Source organism: Lentzea sp. NEAU-D7 (genome assembly GCF_026242055.1).
In the GTDB taxonomy this organism is placed as follows: Bacteria; Actinomycetota; Actinomycetes; order Mycobacteriales; family Pseudonocardiaceae; genus Lentzea.
Genome location: NZ_JAPJDL010000010.1, coordinates 272,280 through 292,192, shown reverse-complemented (window position 1 = coordinate 292,192; position 19,913 = coordinate 272,280). Strand labels below are relative to the sequence as shown.

At 70.1% G+C, this 19,913-nt stretch carries 18 protein-coding genes; 7 read left to right on the top strand and 11 right to left on the bottom strand.

Translation table 11 applies throughout. From position 1 onward, the window contains the following. The first annotated feature begins 259 nt into the window (after positions 1-259). Positions 260-2,443 (top strand): esterase-like activity of phytase family protein, encoded by a 2,184-nt coding sequence (locus ORI60_RS22450; RefSeq protein WP_266037994.1) that lies wholly within the window; start codon positions 260-262, stop codon positions 2,441-2,443. A 66-nt stretch (positions 2,444-2,509) separates the two neighbouring features. Here the strand turns inward: ORI60_RS22450 and ORI60_RS22445 are convergent, their stop codons facing one another. Both ORI60_RS22445 and ORI60_RS22440 read right to left on the bottom strand, forming a co-directional pair. Beyond that, a complete protein-coding gene (locus ORI60_RS22445) occupies positions 2,510-3,337 on the bottom strand; it encodes an SWIM zinc finger family protein (RefSeq protein WP_266037996.1) in 828 nt (275 codons plus the stop codon). Continuing rightward, positions 3,330-6,308, bottom strand: coding sequence for a DEAD/DEAH box helicase (locus tag ORI60_RS22440; RefSeq protein WP_266037998.1), 2,979 nt, complete (start codon positions 6,306-6,308; stop codon positions 3,330-3,332). Before ORI60_RS22440 ends, ORI60_RS22445 begins: the two co-directional genes overlap by 8 nt. Before the next feature lie 30 nt (positions 6,309-6,338). Here ORI60_RS22440 and ORI60_RS22435 point away from each other — a divergent pair, with 30 nt between their 5' ends. Then, positions 6,339-7,805, top strand: a complete 1,467-nt coding sequence (locus ORI60_RS22435; RefSeq protein WP_266037999.1) for an aromatic amino acid ammonia-lyase — start codon at positions 6,339-6,341, stop codon at positions 7,803-7,805. 81 nt (positions 7,806-7,886) lie between these two features. After that, positions 7,887-8,846 (top strand): zinc-binding dehydrogenase, encoded by a 960-nt coding sequence (locus ORI60_RS22430; protein WP_266038000.1) that lies wholly within the window; start codon positions 7,887-7,889, stop codon positions 8,844-8,846. An 895-nt stretch (positions 8,847-9,741) separates the two neighbouring features. Here ORI60_RS22430 and ORI60_RS22425 read toward each other — a convergent pair. Both ORI60_RS22425 and ORI60_RS22420 read right to left on the bottom strand, forming a co-directional pair. Continuing rightward, on the bottom strand, positions 9,742-10,026 hold the full coding sequence (locus tag ORI60_RS22425) for a MoaD/ThiS family protein (RefSeq protein ID WP_266038001.1): 285 nt from the start codon (positions 10,024-10,026) through the stop codon (positions 9,742-9,744). Further along, positions 10,023-11,102, bottom strand: coding sequence for a WD40/YVTN/BNR-like repeat-containing protein (locus ORI60_RS22420; protein ID WP_266038002.1), 1,080 nt, complete (start codon positions 11,100-11,102; stop codon positions 10,023-10,025). Before ORI60_RS22420 ends, ORI60_RS22425 begins: the two co-directional genes overlap by 4 nt. A 145-nt stretch (positions 11,103-11,247) precedes the next feature. Between ORI60_RS22420 and ORI60_RS22415 the strand changes: the two genes are divergently transcribed. Continuing rightward, positions 11,248-12,936 carry an acyl-CoA dehydrogenase family protein gene (locus ORI60_RS22415; protein WP_266038004.1) on the top strand — a complete coding sequence of 563 codons (1,689 nt, stop codon included), beginning with the start codon at positions 11,248-11,250 and terminating at the stop codon, positions 12,934-12,936. On the opposite strand, the gene ORI60_RS22410 is transcribed toward ORI60_RS22415, so the two are convergent. Beyond that, positions 12,933-13,523, bottom strand: a complete 591-nt coding sequence (locus ORI60_RS22410) for a TetR/AcrR family transcriptional regulator C-terminal domain-containing protein (protein ID WP_266038033.1) — start codon at positions 13,521-13,523, stop codon at positions 12,933-12,935. The two genes, ORI60_RS22415 and ORI60_RS22410, sit on opposite strands and share 4 nt — an antisense overlap. Positions 13,524-13,630: 107 nt before the next feature. Here ORI60_RS22410 and ORI60_RS22405 point away from each other — a divergent pair, with 107 nt between their 5' ends. Beyond that, complete coding sequence (locus ORI60_RS22405; RefSeq protein WP_266038005.1) at positions 13,631-14,071, top strand: ester cyclase; 441 nt, start codon at positions 13,631-13,633, stop codon at positions 14,069-14,071. Here the strand turns inward: ORI60_RS22405 and ORI60_RS22400 are convergent. From ORI60_RS22400 to ORI60_RS22380, 5 genes are all read right to left on the bottom strand, one after another. Continuing rightward, positions 14,068-14,967: an asparaginase gene (locus ORI60_RS22400; protein ID WP_266038006.1), complete on the bottom strand. Its 900-nt coding sequence runs from the start codon at positions 14,965-14,967 to the stop codon at positions 14,068-14,070. The two genes, ORI60_RS22405 and ORI60_RS22400, sit on opposite strands and share 4 nt — an antisense overlap. Further along, positions 14,948-15,715, bottom strand: coding sequence for an amino acid ABC transporter permease (locus ORI60_RS22395; protein WP_266038007.1), 768 nt, complete (start codon positions 15,713-15,715; stop codon positions 14,948-14,950). The genes ORI60_RS22400 and ORI60_RS22395 overlap by 20 nt, the downstream gene beginning before the upstream one ends. Further along, positions 15,715-16,329 carry an amino acid ABC transporter permease gene (locus ORI60_RS22390; protein WP_266038009.1) on the bottom strand — a complete coding sequence of 205 codons (615 nt, stop codon included), beginning with the start codon at positions 16,327-16,329 and terminating at the stop codon, positions 15,715-15,717. The genes ORI60_RS22395 and ORI60_RS22390 overlap by 1 nt, the downstream gene beginning before the upstream one ends. Next, a complete protein-coding gene (locus ORI60_RS22385) occupies positions 16,326-17,204 on the bottom strand; it encodes a glutamate ABC transporter substrate-binding protein (RefSeq protein WP_266038010.1) in 879 nt (292 codons plus the stop codon). Before ORI60_RS22385 ends, ORI60_RS22390 begins: the two co-directional genes overlap by 4 nt. A 107-nt stretch (positions 17,205-17,311) precedes the next feature. Further along, positions 17,312-17,518: a cold-shock protein gene (locus tag ORI60_RS22380; protein WP_030468404.1), complete on the bottom strand. Its 207-nt coding sequence runs from the start codon at positions 17,516-17,518 to the stop codon at positions 17,312-17,314. A 210-nt stretch (positions 17,519-17,728) separates the two neighbouring features. Between ORI60_RS22380 and ORI60_RS22375 the strand changes: the two genes are divergently transcribed. Further along, positions 17,729-17,971, top strand: a complete 243-nt coding sequence (locus ORI60_RS22375) for a hypothetical protein (RefSeq protein WP_266038012.1) — start codon at positions 17,729-17,731, stop codon at positions 17,969-17,971. A 74-nt stretch (positions 17,972-18,045) separates the two neighbouring features. Next, positions 18,046-18,750: a hypothetical protein gene (locus tag ORI60_RS22370; RefSeq protein ID WP_266038014.1), complete on the top strand. Its 705-nt coding sequence runs from the start codon at positions 18,046-18,048 to the stop codon at positions 18,748-18,750. Positions 18,751-18,757: 7 nt separating this feature from the next. Here the strand turns inward: ORI60_RS22370 and ORI60_RS22365 are convergent, their stop codons facing one another. Next, the gene (locus tag ORI60_RS22365; protein WP_266039787.1) at positions 18,758-19,840 is read right to left on the bottom strand and encodes a sugar ABC transporter substrate-binding protein; all 1,083 of its coding nucleotides are present in this window, start codon (positions 19,838-19,840) and stop codon (positions 18,758-18,760) included. Between the last annotated feature and the right edge of the window lie 73 nt (positions 19,841-19,913).

The window sequence follows — 19,913 nt, the reverse complement described above, 5'->3', positions numbered from 1 at the left end:
CCCAGCCCACCCGCCAAGAGCACCCGCCCCACCAGGTGCACCTGCCCCGCCAGCCATAGGGCGCGCCCACCCACCAGCCCACCGGCGCGCCCACTCCGCCCCGACACCACCTGACGCGAAAGGAGGCCACCCGGCCGATCCCCTTCCCCACCAACGCAGCCGAGCCTGAACCCGAACCACCCCGGATGATCAGCGAGCGTTCATCCCGCGGACCACTCGGTCGGCCACACTGCGCGCCTCCGACCGTTGAGGAGGACCAGTGGTCCGGTTGTGCACAGGCCTGGTGGCCTTGGTGTTGCTCGTCTCGGCCGCGCCGGCCGGGGCGTCGGCGCCGTCGAGGTTCCAGCGGTTCGACACCATGCCGGTGTTCCGCAACAGCTCGGCCGCCGAGCACACGGCCGCCGAGATCGCGGCTGCCACCGCGGACGGCGAGCTGGTCGTCTACACCGACTCGCCGGGGAGGCGGATCGGGTTCGCCAAGGCCGGGCGGGAGTTCACGCCGGACGGTGTGCTGCCGATGCCGGGCGAGCCGACCTCGGTCGACATCGTCGGACGACTCGCGCTGGTCGCGGTCGACACCTCGAAGTCGTACACCGAGCCGTCGGGTGTGCTGGTGGTCGTGGACCTCGGCAGCCGGCATGTCGTGGCCACGCACGAGCTCGGCGGGCAGCCGGACTCGATCGACATCTCCGCGGACGGCCGGTACGCGGCCATCGCGGTCGAGAACGAGCGCGACGAGGACGTCAACGGTGGCGCGCTCCCCCAGGCGCCTGCCGGGTACCTGACCATCGTCGACCTGGTCGGGGGCGGGCCGGCGTCTTGGCAGTTGCGCGAGGTCGAGCTGACCGGGATCGCTCAGGTCGCGCCGGCCGACCCGGAGCCGGAGTACGTCAGCATCAACGGACGCGGCCAGGTCGCCGTGACGCTGCAGGAGAACAACCACATCGCGATCGTCGACCTGCGGTCCGGCCGGATCGTGCGCCACTTCTCGGCGGGCACGGCCACGGTCGCCCGCACCGACACCAAGGACGACGGGAGGTTCGAACCCACCGAGACGATCACCGCGGCTCGCGAGCCCGACGCCGTCGCCTGGCTGGACGACCGCACGCTCGGCACCGCCGACGAGGGCGACTACCTCGGTGGCTCGCGCACGTGGACGGTCTTCGACGCCGGCTCCGGCGAGGTCGTGTTCTCCTCGGGCAACGACCTCCAGCGGATCGCCGTCGAGCAGGGCCAGTACCCGGACGGCCGCTCGGACAACAAGGGTGTCGAGCCGGAGGGCCTGGCCGTCGCCACCTTCGGGCGCGACAGGTACGCGTTCGTCGGCATGGAGCGCGCCAACCTCGTCGCCGTCTACGACGTGAGCGACCCGCGCAGGCCACGCTTCCTGCAGGCGCTGCCGACCGGCGTCGGGCCGGAGGGCCTGCTGCCGATTCCGGCCACCGGCACGCTCGTGGTCGCCGCGGAGGAGGACGCGGCCGGGGACGGCATCCGCTCGTCGCTCAGCGGGTACCGCCTGACCCACAAGCCACTGGCGTTGTCGTCGCAGCGCAACCAGGGGACGCCGTCGATCGTGTCGGACGGCATCGGATTCGGTGCTCTGTCAGGGCTTTCCGGCATTCCGGGCAATCACCGCGACGTCGTCGCCGTGACGGACTCGGCCTACAGCCCGACCCGGATCCTGACCGTCGACACCGTGGCCGCGCCCGCGAAGGTGCGCGCGGAGCTGACGCTGACCAAGGACGGCAAGCCCGTCGGCTACGACGGTGAAGGCATCGCCGCGCGCGGGAGCGGTTACTGGATCGCGGTGGAAGGCGACGGCAAGCAGAAGCCGAACCTGCTCGTGGAGGTCGCCGCGAACGGCGCTGTCACCAAGGAGGTCCCGCTGCCCGAGGTGATCGCGAAGACCGCCACCGGCAACGGGTTCGAAGGCGTGACCGTGATCGGCAGCGGCAGGTCCGAGCAGGTGTGGCTCGCCGTGCAGCGCGAGTGGAAGGCCGACAGGCTCGGCCAGGCGACGCTGGCCCGCTACACCCCGGCGACCGGTGAGTGGGCGTTCGCCGCGTACCCGCTCGACGCTCCGCAGGCCGGTGCGTGGATCGGCCTGTCCGAGATCACCGCGTTGAACGACCGCACGCTGCTGGTCCTCGAGCGCGACAACCAGCGCGGTGACGCGGCCAGGACGAAGAAGGTCTACCGCGTCGACATCACCGGCGTGACGCCGGTGGCCGCGGGTGCCGAGAAGCCGTTGGTGGCCAAGAAGCAGGCCGAGGACCTCCTCCCCGCCCTCCAGGCCGGCGGCGCCACCACCCACGACAAGCCGGAAGGCCTCGCCGTGATCGGCACCTGGCCGCTCCAGCGGCTCGTCGGCGTGGTGGACAACGACGGGCTGGACGACGCTCCGGGCGAGTCGGTGTTCCTGCGCCTCGGCTGGATCCGCTGACGCGGACGGACGACTCGAGCTCGTGAGCGGCGCTGACCGGTTTCGCTGGAAGCCGGTCAGCGCCGCTCACTCCTCGGGCTTCAGCGACAGGTAGGCCGGGCGCAACAGGCCGGCCAGCGACGACCCGCCCACGGTGATCGGCACACCGTCGAGCTGATCGAGCACCGCGTCCGTGCGCACCGCCGCAGTGGGGTCGCCGAGGCTGAGGCTCGACGTGGTCTGCCGCTGCCAGAACGTGTCCAGGCACCTGGTGAGCGGCGGCGCCTCCTCGCGGACCACGGTGGAACGCACGCTGCCGCGCAGTGCGCGGAGACGGTCGAGCAGGTCCTCGCGGCTGCGGCCGCGCCAGGCGAGGATCTCGAACGGGTCGTTGTCGAACGACTCGGCGAGCAGGTAACAGGTGGCGGCGAGGTGCTTGCACGGCACCTCCCAGTCCGGGCAGCTGCAGTCCATCGTCAGCTCGCGCTGCGTCGCGGGGAAGAGCCGCAGTCCCAGCGAGGCGAACAGGGTCTCGATGTCCGGGGGCATCTCGCCGGCCAGCAGTTTCGCCGCGTACAGGGCCTTGCCGGCCAGCGCGTGCTCGATGCGCTGCCACTCCTGGCCCGTGAACGACTTGATCGCGATCCGCGTCTTGTACGGCGTGGGCCGTGAACCCTGCACGAGGGCGATGACCATGCTCGTGGACAGCGACAACGACAGCACCTGGCCCTGCCGCGCGTAGGTGCGGCCGCGGGTCAGCCGGCCTCCCATGCCGAACGACTCCAGCACCTCGATGAACCGGCGCGACCACCAGGTCGCCCCGATGTCGCCGCGCTTGCTCTTGGCCTTGAGGCCGTTGTCCACCTTGATGGTCTTGCCGTACCGGGGACGTTCGCCGGACCAGTGCTCACTCACCGATGGCCTCCCCGGACAACGTCAGCAGGTCGCGCAGCTGCGCGGTGGACAGGTCGGTGAGCCAGTTCTCGCCCGCGCCGACCACCAGCTGGGCCAGCGCGCGCTTCTCCTCGATCATGGCGTCGATGCGTTCCTCCAGCGTGCCGATGCACACGAACTTGCGCACCTGCACGTTGCGGCGCTGGCCGATCCGGAACGCGCGGTCGGTCGCCTGGTCCTCGACAGCCGGGTTCCACCAGCGGTCCAAGTGGATCACGTGGTTCGCGGCGGTGAGGTTGAGGCCGGTGCCGCCCGCCTTGAGCGACAACAGGAACAGCGACGGCCCCTTGCTGTCCTGGAAGCGCTCGACCATGCGGTCGCGGGACGCCTTGTTCGTGCCGCCGTGCAGGAACAGCACCTCGGTGTCGAAGCGCGCGGCCAGGTACGGCACGAGCATGCTGCCGAACTCGGTGAACTGCGTGAAGCACAACGCTTTGTCGCCCTCGGCGAGCACTTCCTCGAGCACTTCCTCGAGGCGTGCGAGCTTGCCGGAGCGGCCGGCGACGCGGGAGCCGTCGCCGAGGAAGTGGGCGGGGTGGTTGCAGACCTGCTTGAGCTTCGACATGGTCGCGAGCACCAGTCCCTTGCGCCCGATGCCCTCCGCCTCCTCGATCTTCTCCAGCATGTCGTTGACGACGGCCTGGTAGAGCGAGGCCTGCTCGGTGGTGAGGTTGCAGAGCTGGCGCATCTCGACCTTGTCCGGCAGGTCGCTGATGATGCGCGGATCGGTCTTCACGCGGCGCAGCACGAACGGGTTGGTGATCTTGCGCAGCCGTGCGGCGGCGTCCTGGTCGTTGTGGCGCTCCACCGGAACGGCGAAGCGGGCGCGGAACGTGTTGACCGTGCCGAGCACGCCCGGATTGGCGAAGTCCATGATCGACCAGAGTTCGGCCAGGCGGTTCTCGACGGGCGTGCCGGTGAGCGCCACGCGGTGGCGTGCCTTGAGCTGCCGCACCGCCTGGGACTGGCGGGTCGCGCTGTTCTTGATGTTCTGCGCCTCGTCGAGCACCACGCGGTCGAACGTGAGGTCGCTCAACGCCTCGGCGTCGCGCGCGGCCAAGGCGTAGGTGGTGAGGATCAGGTCGTGGCTTTCGACGGCTTCGCGCAGCGCGTCACCGTTCTGGCGGTCCGCGCCGTGGTGCACGTGCACCGAGAGCTCCGGGGTGAACCGCGCTGCCTCGCGCTGCCAGTTGCCGACGACCGACATCGGGCAGATCAGCAACGTCGGCGGCCTCTTGCCGCCGGCGCGGTTCAACGCCTCCAGCGCCAGCAGCTGAACGGTCTTGCCGAGGCCCATGTCGTCGGCCAGGCACGCGCCCAGGCCAATCTTGTCGAGGAACGCGAGCCACGCCAGGCCGCGCTGCTGGTACGGACGCAGCCGCGCGAGGAAGCTCTCCGGCGGCTCCACGGGTTCCAGCTGCTCGTCGGCCTTGCCGGACAACAGGTCGCCGAGCCAGCCGTCCGCCTCGACGGACATCAGCGGGAGCGGCAGGCTCTCGTCCTCCTCCGTGAGTCCACTGTGGAGCATCACCTCGGCGGCGGTCATCTGCCCGCCGCCGCGCTTGAGGAACGCGAGCCCGGCGGCGAGCCGCTTCTGGTCGACCTGCACCCACTGGCCGCGCACCTTGACCAGCGGCACCTTCGCCCTGGCCAGTTCGGCGAGCTCGGCGTCGGTCAGCGTGTCCTCGCCGAGAGCGAGCTCCCACTTGTAGTCCACGATGGACTTCAGGCCGATCTCGCTCTCCTTCGCGACGGTGCCGGCGGTGCCACGGCTCTTCGTGGTGAGCTTCAGGCCCAGCCTCGTCGTCTGCTGCCACCAGGACGGCAGCAGCACGCCGAACCCGGCCTGCGCCAGCACCGGTGCGGCGGTCAGGAACCGGTACGCGCCTTCCGCGCTGACCTCCATCTCGGCGGGGTGCGAGCCGCGCAACGCCTCGTCCAGGTCGGGGTGCAGCTTGCTCGCGCGGCCGAGGTCGGCCAGCAGGTGCTCCTGCGGTGCCGGGATCCAGCGCCGCAGGACGCTGTCGTCCGCGAACCAGACCTGGTGCGCGGGTACGAGGACGCTCGGCTCGTCGACGGCCTGCAGCAGGAACTCGACGGCCCACTCCTCGTCGTCGCGCTGCTCCGGCGAGCGCAGCCGGAAGCACGTGCGCACAGGGCTCTCGTTGCCCGCGGTGTCACGCCAGCGGTCCAGTCGCTCACGCAGTTCGTAGAGCTCGACGGGGTCCGCGTCGAACACGGGCTCGCCGGTGAGCGCGGTGAGCCAGGACTCCGCCGTCGTCGTCGCGGGGCCACGTCGTGCCGGGGCGAGAGCCGTGCCGCCCAGCCGGCTCCGCACCTGCTCGTCGACCGCGGTCGTCAGGGCCGCGCGCACGAGTTCCGCGGGGTCGCTGACGATCTGCTCGCACCGGCAGGCGGGCGGCATCGCGGCCTGCAACGCCGCGAACCGCGCCGAATCCGTTCCCGAGAGCAGCGGCACCCACTGCGCGACGGCCCGGTCCGGCGCGACCGACGGCAGCACGCGACCACGGTCGACCAGGTCGGTGGCGAAGCCGGCCACGTCGAACACGAACCGCGCTGAGGCGCTCAGCCGCACCTCGGCGCCGCGTTCCGGGGCACCGTCGAGGCGGATCGTGGGCACGCCCCACTGCCGCAGCTGCACCTTGCCGCGCTGCGCTCGTTCCGCCGCCAACGGATCGCGCACCAGTTCAGGCGACGCCATCGGCCCTGAGGAGAACGACGGCAGCAGCAACGCCCGTGTGGTCGTTTTGCCCGGTTCCTGCCCGAGCGCGGCGGCCAGCGATTCGGCCGACGCCGCGAACGGGTGTGGCGCGTCCCGGCGCGTGCTCTCGCTGCGTGCGGGCAGCCCGGAGTCTTCGGCCCACAGTGCTAGAACACCGTCGGTCGTGCACAGGCCATGCAGTACGAGCACCTCTGAACCCTATGTGCTCACATTGGCGCCATGGTCGAAGACTCCCCTGTCGTGCTGGACGGTCGGTCCCTCAGCGCCGACGAGGTGGTGCGCGTCGCGCGGTACCACGCGCCGGTGGCCCTGCACGCTGACGGCCTCGCACGCCTCGAGGCGTCGTGGGGTGCCAGCCAGCGCCTTGTGGTGCGGCGACAGGTGTACGGCCGCACGACCGGCGTCGGTGCGAACCGCAACCAGATCATCAGCACGGAGGGCTGGGCGGAGCACGGCCTGCGCCTGCTGCGCAGCCACGCGGGCGGGCTCGGCGGCATGCTCCCGGAGGAGCAGGTCCGCGCCATGATGGTCGTGCGCCTCAACCAGCTCCTCGCGGGCGGCGCCGGTGTGCGCAGAGCCGTGGCCGACGCACTGCTCGCCGCCCTGAACAGCAGCTGCTACCCCGGCGTCCACGAGTACGGCGCCATCGGCACGGGCGACCTCACCGCACTCGCCGAGACCGGCCTGACGCTGCTCGGCGAGCGCTACTGGCTCGGCTCCACGCAGACGCCTGACCCGATCGAGCTCGACTCGGGCGACGCGCTGGCGTTGATCAGCAGCAACGCCCTCACCATCGGCATGGCGGGCCTGGCCTGGCAGGACGCGCACCAGCTCCTCAAGGCCACGCACGTCGTCGCCGCGCTGTCGTTCCTCGCCGTGGACGGAGCCGTCGAGGCCTACGACGAACGCGTCCACCTCGGCCGCCCGCACCCCGGTCAGGTGGCGGTGGCCGCCGAGATGCGCCGCCTCATCGGCGAACCACCACGCCCGCCGGCGCGCATCCAGGACCCGTTCGGTTACCGCTGCTTCCCGCAGATCCACGGCCCGGCCGTCGACGCCGCAACCGACCTGGCCCACGTGCTCGACGTCGAGTTCAACGCCGCCGCCGAGAACCCTCTGATCGTCTCCGACCACTTCGGCCCCGAGGACGACGCCGCCTACCACCACGGCGCGTTCCACAGCGCGTACCTGGGCCAGGCGCTCGACCGGCTCCGGCTCTCGATGCTGCACACCGGCCACATCTCGACCGCCCGCCTCGCGACGCTCGTCGAGCCGAGCTTCACCGGCCTGCGCCCGTTCCTCGCCGAGGGCGTCCCCGGCAGCTCGGGCGTGATGATCCTCGAGTACAGCGCCAACTCCGCGCTGGCCGAGGTCCGCACCCTCGCCGAGCCCGCGAGCATCGGCAACGCCGTCGTGTCGCGCGGCCAGGAGGAGAACTCGAGCTTCGCGTTCCAGTCCGCCTCCCAGGCCCTGCGCTCGCTGAGCGCGTTCCGCCTGGTCCTGGCGTGCGAGGTCGTGGCCGCCGTCCGCGCCCTGCGGCTGCGCGGCATCACACCTCGGACCGAGTCGCTGCGGGCCGCCTTCGAGGCCGCCGAGTCGAAGCTCAACCCGGACATGTCCGACCGCCAGCTCAGCCCGGACGTCGAGGTCGCCTCGGCACTGCTGGACGACTTCGCCACCTGCTGAGATCCGGGCTTGATCTCCACCGAACTGGAGCTTTTACGGTGGGACGCGGCCAGGTTGATCAAGGTGGGGGATGTGGTTGTGGTGCGTGCTGTCCGTGTGCACGAGTTCGGTGGTCCCGAGGTGCTCCGCGCGGAGGAAGTTCCCGCGCCGGTGGCGGGCCCGGGCCAGGTGGTGGTGGGCATGGCCGTCGCCGACGTGATCTTCCTCGACACGCTGCTGCGCAACGGCTGGGGCGGCGAGTACTTCCCGCTGACCCTCCCTTACGTGCCGGGCGGAGGCGGCGCGGGTCACGTGCTCTCGGTGGGCGAAGGCGTGGACCCGGCGTGGCTGGGCAGGCACGTCATCAGCCGCGGATCAGGCGGCTACGCGGAGCAGATGGTCTTCCCCGCCGAGGAGATCGTCGCGGTCCCCGATGGCCTGGGCTCGGCCGAGGCGGCGGCACTGGTGCACGACGGCGTCACCGCGCTCATGCTCGCCCGCCGCACGGAGATCAGGAAGGACGAGTGGGTCCTGGTGGCGGCCGCGACGGGCGGCGCGGGTTCGCTGCTCGTGCAACTCCTGCGCGACGCGGGCGCACGAGTCGTCGCCGCGGCCCGCGGCGAACGCAAGCTCGCACTGAGCCGCGACCTGGGTGCGGACCTGGCCGTCGACTACTCGCTGGACGGCTGGCAGGACCAGGTCCGCGAGGCGACGGGCGGCGTCGGCGTGGCCTTCGACGGCGCGGGAGGACCGCTCGGCAGGGCGGTGTTCGAGACGGTGGCCTCCGGCGGTCGCTTCATCACCTACGGCACCTCGGACGGGTTCGCCGACATCGATCCGGACCTGGCGGCCAGTCGGCAGGTGCACGTGGACAACGTGCTGGCGGCCGGGCCGCCCGACCCGGCGACCGTGCGTGCACTCCTCACGGACGCGCTCGCCCTCACCTCGCAGGGCCGGATCCGGCCGGTGATCGGTGCGACGTATCCGTTGGCGGAGGCCGAGAAGGCTCACCGCTCGCTGGAGGAACGCGCCACCCTCGGCAAGTCGCTGCTGCTGGTGTGACCGCTCGCGCGACCGGGGTCGGGCTCGGTCATCGGGTGGCTGGCTGGGCGGCTGCGCTGGGGCAGGCGGATGTGTGGCGGCAACCGGGAGGCGTGGCGGTCGCCGGGAAGGGTGGCAGCTGGCAGACGGGCGTCGGCTGCGGCCGAGGTGGTGGTCGCTGGGCGAGGTGGTGGGCGCCGGCAGCCGGCTTGGCGCGGGGCAGGCCGGTGGCGGGATGGCGACAGTGCAGCAGCGGGTGACTAGCAGCGGGGACGGCGCGACAGCCTCATTAGCGGGATAGCGGGAGACCGACGGCAGAAACGACGGCAGAAACGGCGGCAGGCCGGCGGCGAGGTGGCGGGAGATCGGCTGCGGGACCGGCGGGAGGCCGGTACCGGGGCGGTGACCACAGCCGAAGCGGTGGGGGGCGTCGGCAACCACAACGACTGGCAAGCCTGTGGCGAGGTGGCGCCAGCCCTTGTGCGCGGCGGGGTGGCGGCAGACCTGTGGAGCGGTGCCTGTGGCACGTAGCGAGGCCCGGTCGGAGACGGGGTGGTGGCCGCCGAGGCGGCCGGGCAGCGGCAGCCGCAGTAGCGGCGAGGTGGCGGCAGCCGCAGTAGCGGCGAGGTGGCGGCAGCCGCAGTAGCGGCGAGGTGGCGGCAGCCGCAGTAGCGGCGAGGTGGCGGCAGCCGCAGTGAAGCAGTGCCGGTGGCGCGCAGCGAGGCCGGAGTCGCGGGCAGCCCAGGTCACCGGGCAGCCCAGGTCACCAGGCAGCCCAGGTCACCAGGCAGCCCAGGTCACCAGGCAGCCCAGGTCACCAGGCAGCCCGAACCCCGGGCAGCCGTTGCCCGGACGCGCTGCCCGTCGCCGAGCGCGCCGCCGTCCCCGGAGCGGCGCGGCCCGGCGGGGAGCGGCGTCAGCCTCCAGCCACCGACGGCAGGATCTGGATCTCGGCGCCTGACGGGAGCGGGGTGGCCGGGCCTGCCAGGCGGCGGCACTCCTCGCCGTTGACGTAGAAGTTCACGTAGCGGCGCAGGCCGGCGCGCTCGTCGCGCAGGCGGCGGTCCAGTTGCGGGTAGGTGTCGGCCAGGACGTCGAGGGCTGCTCCCAGGGTGGCCGGGTCCGGGACTTCCACGTCCAAGTGGGCGGCACCGTCGGTGGCGGCGCGGAGGACTCCTGGGATCAGGACCGTCACCTTCACGTCGGGACCACCACGGCTCGGACCGACATCACGTCTGGCAGGTGGGCCGCCACGCGGTGCCAGGTCTCGCCCTCGTCCGGGCTCGCGTAGACCTCGCCCGAGCGGGAGCCGAAGTAGACGCCGGGGACCTCGGCGTCGTCCGTGCACATGGCGTCGCGCATCACCGCTGTCCAGAAGTCGTCGGGAAGGCCTTCGCCCAGGGCCTGCCAGGTGGCGCCCGCGTCCCGGGAGCGGTAGACGCGGCACTTGCCCTCCGGCGGGAAGCGGCGGCCGTCCGCCTCGATCGGGAACGTGAAGATCGTGTCCGGGTCGTGGGGGTGGACGACCATGGCGAAGCCGAAGTCGGTGGGCAGGCCGTCGGCGATCGACTGCCAGGAGTCGCCCCCGTCGTCGCTGCGGTAGACGCCGTGGTGGTTCTGGGCGTAGAAGCGCGACGGCGCCGCGGGGTGCTGGGCCACCTTGTGGACGCACTGGCCGAACTCCGGCCACGGGTCCGGGAAGAAGTACGCCTTGATGCCCTTGTTGCGGGCTTCCCAGGACTTGCCGCCGTCGGCGGTGCGGTAGACGCCGCCCGTCGACATCGCCACCAGCAGGCGGTCCGGGTCCACCGGGTCGGGCACGATCGTGTGGACGGCCTGGCCGCCGAAGCCCGCCTCCCACTCCGGGCGGTGCGGGTGGTTCCAGAGGCCCTCGACGAACTCGAACGAGCGGCCGCCGTCGGAGGACTTGAACAGCGCCGACGGCTGGGTGCCCGCCCAGACCACGCCCGGCTGCGCGGCCGGTGCGGGCTGGAGCTGCCAGACGCGTTCGAGGGCCGCTTCCTCCACCGGGAACGCGATCGGCGGCGTGGACGACTCCTCCCAGGTGGCCCCCAGGTCGTCCGAGATGGACACTCCGGGGCCGAAGTGCGGAGAGGACACTCCCGCCATCAGGCGAAGGCCCGCGCGCGAGTCGAACGCGACCGCGTACACCTCCTGCATCGCGTGGTGCGGCCCGTCGACCTGCCACGAGACCCGATCCTCACTGCGGGCGAGCCACAGCCCCTTGCGCGTACCGATCGCCACAACCACCGTCATCGCAACGCAGCCTCCCAGCCCGAAGATGTGATGCGGAGCACGTTACGCCGGGGATCCGACAATTTCTGAGGACGAGGGAAACCCCACGTAGACCCACAAGTTACTCACTGGTAGCGTCCGAAAGAGGAGACGCAAGGAGGCGCCAGTGCTGCTCGACCCGAACCACTACGACCCCGCCCACCTCGACGACGAGACGCGGCGCCTGCTCAGGGCGACCGTCGACTGGTTCGAGGCCCGCGGCAAGCGGCAGCTCATCGCGGACGCGCAGGACAAGGTCTGGTACACCGAGTTCCTCGACTTCGTGAAGCGCGAGAAGCTCTTCGCCACCTTCTGCACGCCCGCGAGCGTCGACGGCACCAAGCGCTGGGACGCCGCCCGCAACGCCGCGTTCAGCGAGGTGCTCGGGTTCTACGGCCTGCAGTACTGGTACGCCTGGCAGGTCACGGTCCTCGGCCTCGGCCCGATCTGGATGAGCGACAACTCCGAGGCCAAGCAGAAGGCGGCGGCCCTCCTCGACAGCGGCGCGGTCTTCGCGTTCGGCCTCTCCGAGAAGGAGCACGGTGCCGACGTCTACAGCACCGACATGATCGTCACGAAGACGGAGACCGGCTACACCGCGACCGGCGGCAAGTACTACATCGGCAACGGCAACGTCGCCGGCATGGTCAGCGTCTTCGGCAAGCTCGCGGACTCCGACGAGTACGTCTTCTTCGCCGTCGACAGCCAGCACGAGAACTTCGAGCTCGTCAAGAACGTCGTCGACAGCCAGATGTTCGTGAGCGAGTTCCGCCTCGACGCCTACCCCCTGACCGACGCCGACATCCTGCACCGCGGCCCCGACGCCTTCTCCGCCGCGCTCAACACCGTCAACGTCGGCAAGTTCAACCTCTGCACGGCCAGCATCGGCATCTGCGAGCACTCGTTCTACGAGGCGATCACCCACGCCCACAACCGGATCCTCTACGGCAACCCGGTCACGAACTTCCCGCACGTGCGCCAGAACTTCGTCGACGCCTACGCGCGCCTCACCGCGATGAAGCTCTTCGCGGACCGCAGCGTCGACTACTTCCGCAGCGCCGGCGAGAACGACCGCCGCTACCTCCTCTTCAACCCCATCACCAAGATGAAGGTGACGAGCGAGGGCGAGAACGTCATCGACCTGCTCTGGGACGTCATCGCCGCCAAGGGTTTCGAGAAGGACACGTACTTCACGCGCGCCACGGCCGACATCCGCGCGCTGCCCAAGCTCGAAGGCACCGTGCACGTGAACCTGGCCCTGGTGCTCAAGTTCATGCCGAACTACTTCTTCAACCCCAAGGCCTACGACGAGGTCCCGACGCGCCACGACGCGACCGACGACGACTTCTTCTGGCACCAGGGCCCCGCGCGCGGCCTCGGCAAGATCCAGTTCCACGACTGGGAGCCGATCTACACCGAGCACGCGCACCTGCCCAACGTGGCGCTGTTCCACGAGCAGGCCAAGGCCGTCAAGACGCTGCTGACCACGGCGGCGCCGGACGAGGCCCAGCAGAAGGACCTCGACTTCCTGCTCAACCTCGGCCACCTGTTCACCCTGGTCGTCTACGGCCAGCTGGTCCTGGAGCAGGCGAAGATCACGAACACCGACCAGCACGTGCTCGACCAGATCTTCGACGTCCTGGTCCGCGACTTCGCCGGCTACGCGACCGCCCTGCACGGCAAGGCCAGCAGCACCGAGGCCCAGCAGCAGTGGGCCGTGGGGCAGATCCGCAAGCCGCACGTCGACCAGGCCCGCTTCGACGCCGTGTGGCAGCAGGTGGAAGCGCTCTCCGGCCGCTACGAGATGCGCCCCTAGTCCTGGTAGCGCTCCAACGCCGCGATCATGAGTTCGAGGCCGAACTCGAACTCGTGATCGTGGTCGTAGGTCCCCAGCTCACCGATCACCTCCGCGGACAACGGGAACGCCGACACGTCGACGTCCACATAGGGCGACAACGCGATCCCGCCGAGCTCGGGCGTGGTCGCGACCTCCCTCATCAGCGTGCCCAGCAGGTACGACACCATCGCCCGCATCATCCCGACGGCGATCTTGCCCCGGAACCCCGCGCGGTCGAAGTTCATCAGCGCCGCCTCGATCGTCCGGAACCCCGCCTCGCTGCTCAGCCGGCGCGTCGCCAGCATCACGAACGCACGGGGGTGGCGGCGCGCCAGCTCCCGCACGGCGCGGGCGTGCGCCCGGATGTGATCACGCCAGTCGTCGCTGTCCACCTGGTACGGACGCGCCTCCGCCATGATCCGCTCGGCCGCGAGGTCCACCAGCACGGCCTTGTTCGGCACGTGGTTGTACAGCGACATCGTGCCCGCGCCCAGCTCAGCGGCCAGGCGCCGCATCGAGACGGCCTCGACTCCCTCGCACTCGATCAACCTCACGGCCGCATCCACGATGCGGTCGCGGGTCAGCGGCTCACGTGGCGAGGACACTGGCGGAGACCGCACGACGTGGAGTAGCTTCCCTGCGACGTACGGCGTACGTAGGAGGGTCGGCCGGTATGACCGAGTCCAAGGCGCTCAGAGCGCTGCGTGAAGCGATCGTCTTGGAGCACATGGAGTCGCAGAACGACCACGACTTCGACACCTCTCTGAACACGTTTCCGCACCCCCGGTACGAGATCATGGCGTCCGGCCAGGTCTTCGAAGGCGTGGACGCGGTCCGCGGCTACTGGCAGCGCACCCGCGCGGCGTTCCCCGACCAGCGGAACAAGATCATCGACGTCCACCACGCCGACGACGCCGTGATCGTCGAGTTCGAACTGCAGGGCACGCACCTGGGCAGCCTCATCGGCGAAGAAGTTACCGGACGGTCGTTCAAGGTCAGGATGGCCGGTTTCTTCCTCTTCGACAAGGACATCCTGGTCTGCGAGCGGATCTACGGCGACACGGCGACCGTCATGGCCCAGCTCGGCATGCTCGACGTCCCCGAGAAGTTCTAGAACACGACGCGAACCTCCCCGACGACCTGCCCGCCACCGAGCACCGGCACGGACAGGGACTCCTTCGCGGGCGACACGTCGAACCCCGTGGCCGCCAGCGCGGTGAGCCCGATCGCCGTCGTGGCACGGGGATTGCCGTCGAGGACCTTCACCGCGACCGCGTGCCCGGCCGCGGTCCCCAGCACCAGCACACCCTCCGCGCCACCCTTGGCCACCACGCCCGGCAGCTGCTGCATGACCACGGTGTTCACGTGCCCGGTCCCGCCGACGTACTCGGGGAACCGGCGCATGGCGTCGGCGACGGGCGTGCGCATCAAGCCCTGCATCGCCCTCGCCAAGCCGTGCAACGACAACGCGTGCACGGGCGCACCGCAGCCGTCGATCGCAGTGTGCACAACGGACTCTTCGGACAACTCCTCCACCGTCCGCACCACCAGCCGCTGCAGGGGATGCGAAGTGTCCAGATAGGTCTGCGTCGGCCACCGCGCCGCCACGCACGCCGCGAGCATCGCCGCGTGCTTGCCGGAGCAGTTCATCCGCACCCGGGAAGGTTCCGTCAGCCGTTGGCGCGTCTCCTCGTCCTCCGGCCAGGACGGTGGGCAGCGCAGCAGCCCGAGCGGCAACCCGCCGAGCACCTGCATCACCAGCTCGACGTGCCGGTTCTCCCCCGTGTGCGAGCCGGCCGCGATCGCCAGCGCGGGCCCGGACAGCGGCGCTCCGGCGGACAGGCACGCCAGCGCCTGGAACGGCTTCATGCACGACCGCGGCAGCACCGGGTCCTCCACCGCGCCGGCGGAGACGCCCACCGCCCCGGACGGCAGCAGGCCGACGACGCTGCCGTGGTGCAGGCTCTCCACGAACCCCGACCGGGTCACCTCAGCGAGCAGTGCGGGCACGAGCAGCCTCCAGCCGGTGGGCCAGCCTGGACAGCGCCAGGTTGACCACGAGGTAGACGAACGCGACGACGACGAAGGTCTGGATCAGCAGGCCGTTGTAGTTCGCGAGCACCCGCCCGTTGAACAACAGCTCCGCGTAGGACACCACATACCCGAGCGAGGTGTCCTTCAACAGGCTGACGGCCTGGGTCACGAGTAGCGGTGTCATGTGCCGCACGGCCTGGGGCAGCACCACGAACCGCGTCACCACGCCGTCCGGCATGCCCAGCGACAGCCCCGCCTCGCGCTGGCCGGGATCGACCGCGGAGACGCCCGCCCGGAAGATCACCGCGTAGGACGCCGCGTGCGACAGGGCGAGCGGCACCACGAGCTTCCAGAACAGCGGCAGGTTCACGCCGAACGACGGCAGCACGAACAGCATCACGTACACGAGCAGCAGCACCGGAACCGTGCGCATGACCTCGGCGTAGGCGCGGGTGAACCGGTTGGGCCGCAACGCGAGCAGCAACCCACCCGCCATCGCCAGCACCCCCGTCGCGCACGCCGCCACCACGGTCGACCACAGGCCCCCGAGCAGATAACGCCACACGGGCCAGGTCAGGTACGGCCTCCACCGAACCGGCTCCAGCTGCCCGCCGGCCGCGAACTGCCGCAACCCCAGCGCGACGAGCCCGAGGAGCACCAGCCCCGACACCACGGAGACCCAGAAGACCCGGCGGCGGAACCGGGGGCCGGGAGCGTCGAACATCAGGGCAGCCGCCGTTCCAGCGCACGTGCCCCGAACCCGATTCCGGCCGCCATCACCAGATAACAGAGTCCGACGCCGGTGAACACCAGCAACGGCTGCGCGAACTCCAGGTTGATCCGTTGCGCCGCACGGGTCATGTCCACTACTCCGACCACACCAGCGAGAGCCGTGGCCATCGTCAACGCGATCGCGATGTTCGCCAGCGGCTGCACGACGTTCTTCAGGGCCTGCGGCAGGATCACGTGCCGCAACGACTGCCGGACCGACAGCCCCAGCGCCCGCGCGGCCTCCCCCTGCCCGGACGCCACCGCGTTCACGCCCGACCGCAGCGCCTCCGCCACGAAGGCCGCCTCGTAGAGCGCGATCGCCGTGAAGGCCGTCCAGAACAGCGGCATCTTCACGCCTGCCTCCGGCAGCCCGAACACGAACAGCACCAGCCAGGCGAGCAGCGGGACGTTCCGCCACACCTCCACGTAGACCGCGCCCGCCGCGCGCAACAGCGGTACCGGCACGATCCTCATGACGGCCACCAGCAGCCCGGCGAGCAGGGCGCCGCCGAACGACAGCAGCGTCAGGGCGACGGTGTTCAGGAAGCCTTCGAGGACCAGGCTCATGAGGCGATCGCGGGTGGCGCCGGCGCGTCGCCGGTGACCACGGTGCCGATCGTCTGCTTCCAGACCTCCTGCCACAGCCCCGACTTGCCGAGCTCGCGCAGCCAGTCGTTCACGAACGCCGTGAACTCGGCGTCCCCGTGCCTGATGCCGATGCCGTACGGGTCCTCGGTGAACGGCTCGCCGACGAGCTGCAGCTCGCTGTCCTTGGACGCGTCGGCGACCAGGATCGCCTGGTCCTGCACGTAGGCCTCGCCGCGGCCCTGCTTCAACGCCGTCAGGCACTCGGGGTCGGAGCCGAACTCGACGATCTTCGCCGTGGGCGCCGCGTCCTGGACGGCCTTCACTCCGGGCGTGTTCGCACCGACGATGACGGTCCTGCCGGCCAGGTCAGCGGGTGCGGAGATGCCGGACGTGCCCTTGCGCACCGCGATCGACTGGCCCGACTGGTAGTACGGCCCGGCGAACGACACGCGCTCCTTGCGCGCGGGCGTGATCGTGTAGGTCTGGATGATCACGTCGACCGTGCCGTTGGCCAGCAGCGGTTCGCGCGTCTCCGACGTCGCGGAGAGCAGCTCCGCCGAGGGCTTGCCGAGGATGTGGTGGGCCAGCAGCTTGCCCAGGTAGGCGTCGAAGCCGGTGAGCTCGCCGCTGATCGGGTCGAGCTGGGACAGCAGCGGGGCGTCCTGGGAGCCGCCGATCAGCAGCTCGCCGCGCTTCCTGATGCGGTCGACGGCCGAGCCGGGCGTCACCTGACCTGCGTAGACGGGCGCTTTGGCGAGCAGGGCGTCGATCTTGCCGCCGCCTGGGACCGCCTCCGAACCGCCGGAGCACCCGGCCACGAAGAGCAACAGAGCGGCTACGAACAGTCTCCCCATGCGGCGAAACTACTGAGCGCGATGAATCGGGCACAAGATACGACAAAGCCGCTTGTCCGATAGTGGACAGGCGGCTTGTCTAGATCAGATGTGCTGATCAGTCAGACTCAGACGGCGCGAACGCCCTGGGCCTGCGGGCCCTTCTGGCCCTGACCGATCTCGAACTCGACCCGCTGGTTCTCCTCGAGAGCCTTGTAGCCGTTCATCTGGATCTCGGAGTAGTGGACGAACACGTCGGCGCCACCGTTGTCAGGGGAGATGAAGCCGAAGCCCTTCTCCGCGTTGAACCACTTGACGGTGCCCTGTACTGCCATCTTGCTACTTCTCCTCTAACAGGTGCCGGATCGCGCTCGCGACCACCGGGTCAAGTCACGGCGGCGTCTTCTCCGGAACCTGGAGAACCCGCTCACTCGCAACCTCGTTCCGCGAGCGGGGTGATCCACGAACACGAAACGTACGACCGCAGACAGTCAACCACGGCTCCCCGCCCTCAGTCGAGCCATCGATTTCGCTGCTATCGTGAGATGCCAAATGAGTTCGCGGAGGTGCTCGTGTCGGAGCAGACGGCGATGTCGATCAAGGTCACCGTCGCACCCCAGATCTCCGGCGGACTCGCCGCACTGGCCGAAAAACTCCTCCGCGCCGAGGCCACCCGGAAGGACCGGGGCAAGGGCCGCAAGACCTCCAACAAGCTGGTCGGCGAGATCCACGGCACTGTGCTCCAGATCGGCACCGTGAAGAACATGAACATGCCCGACGGCCGGTAACCTGGAGGGTCGTTGACCCAGGGGGCCGTGGCTTGACCGGCAGCGAACGACTGCTCTTCTTCTTCATCGGTTTGGTGACCACATTCGTGTTCATCCGCATCAGCGTGCGCATGATCAGGGCGAAGGTCCGCTGGTGGCCGGGGAACATCGTGCACGGCGACACGCACGTGCATCACGTCGTGTTCGGCACCGTGCTGCTGCTCCTGTCCAGCGTGGCGGGCCTCGTCATCCCCGACGACCTGCACGGCGCCCGGCTGGCGGCGGCGGCCGGTCTCGGGGTGGGCGCGGCGCTGGTGCTGGACGAGTTCGCGCTGATTCTGCACCTCAGAGACGTGTACTGGACGAAGGCGGGCCGGCTGTCCGTGGACGCGGTGTTCCTCGCCGTCGGTCTCACCGGGACGTTCCTGCTCGGCGCGCGGCCGTTCGGCTACGACGAGGTGCTGCAGCTCAACCCGGAGACGACGCCGGCGTCCACGTTCACGCTCCGGCTGATCATCATCTCCGTGAACCTGTGCTTCGCGATCGTGGCGCTGCTCAAGGGCAAGATCTGGACCGGCCTGCTCGGCCTGCTCGTGCCGGTGGTGCCCGCCGTGGGCGCCGTGCGGCTCGCACGGCCCGGCTCACCGTGGGCGCGCTGGCGCTACCTGGAGGGCTCGCGCAAGCTGACCCGCGCGTACCGCCGGGAGGCCAGGATCCGGCAACCGATCATCAAGGCGAAGATCGCCGTGCAGGAGTTCATCTCGGGGCGTCACGACCTGCCTGATCAAGACAGGCCGTGACGGGGCTCTAACCTCCGAGGATGTCCTGCTGGGCGCAGGTCTGGGCGAGCGCGCCGGCGCACAGCTCCGCCGGCTTGACGATGCCCTCCGTGACCAGCGTCCGGACGGTGTCCTTCTTGATCAGCGTGGCGCCGAGCAGCACCGACTTGATGTCGCGCCGCGCGACGGGGTCCCGCAGGTTGCCGGTGGCGAGGTCGTCGGCACCCTCCAGGTCTCCGCGGGCGATGGCGATCGCCAGCCTGGCGGCCGCCTCGGCCTCGTCACGCACCGGCTTGTAGACGGTGATGCACTGGTCGCCCGCGAGCACGGCCCGAAGACCGTCCACAGTGGCGTCCTGGCCGGTGACCGGGACCCTCAGGTTCTTCTTCTTGAGCACGGCGATGACCGCGCCGGCCAGGCCGTCGTTGGCCGCGACCACGCCGTCGACCTTGCCGCCGTTCTCGTTCAGGATCTGCTCGAACAGCTGCCCGCCGAGGTCGTTGTTCCAGTCGGCGACCGGTTGCGACTTCACGAGCTTGAGCGCGCCGCTGTCGTACTTCGAGGACAGCCGCGACTTCTGACCCTGGGCGAAGAGCGTCGCGTTGTGGTCGGTCGGAGCACCCTGGATCTCGATGATCTGGGCACCCGGCTTGTCGCCGAGGCAGCTCAGCAAGCCGTCGCCCTGCAACTGGCCGACGTTCACGCTGTCGAAACCGACGTGGTACTCCGCCTGGCCGCCGAGCGTCACGCGGTCGTAGTCGATGACCGGGATGCCCGCCGCCTTCGCCTTCTTCTGCACCGCGAGGCCGCCCGCCGCCGACAAGGGCGTGATCATCATGACCTTCACCTTGCGGCGGATCATCTCGTCGGCGATCTGCGCGAACTTCGCCTCGTCGCCCTCGGCGTTCTCCATGAACGGCTCGATGTCCGCATAGTTGAACGCCTGAGTGAGCAGAGGGCGATCCTGCTCTTCCCAACGCGTGGATGTCGTTCGGTCGGGAAGGATTACCCCGACGATTGGTTTGGGACCACGCGTAGGCAGCGTCGGAGACCCCTGACCTGCGTCACCACAGGCTGAGAGGAGAAAGAGCAGGCACGCCGACGATGCCATTACCCGTCTTCGCATAATCGCGAAGTCCATCCCTTGAATCTTGTTAAGTCAAGATTTCTTCTCATAACATCAC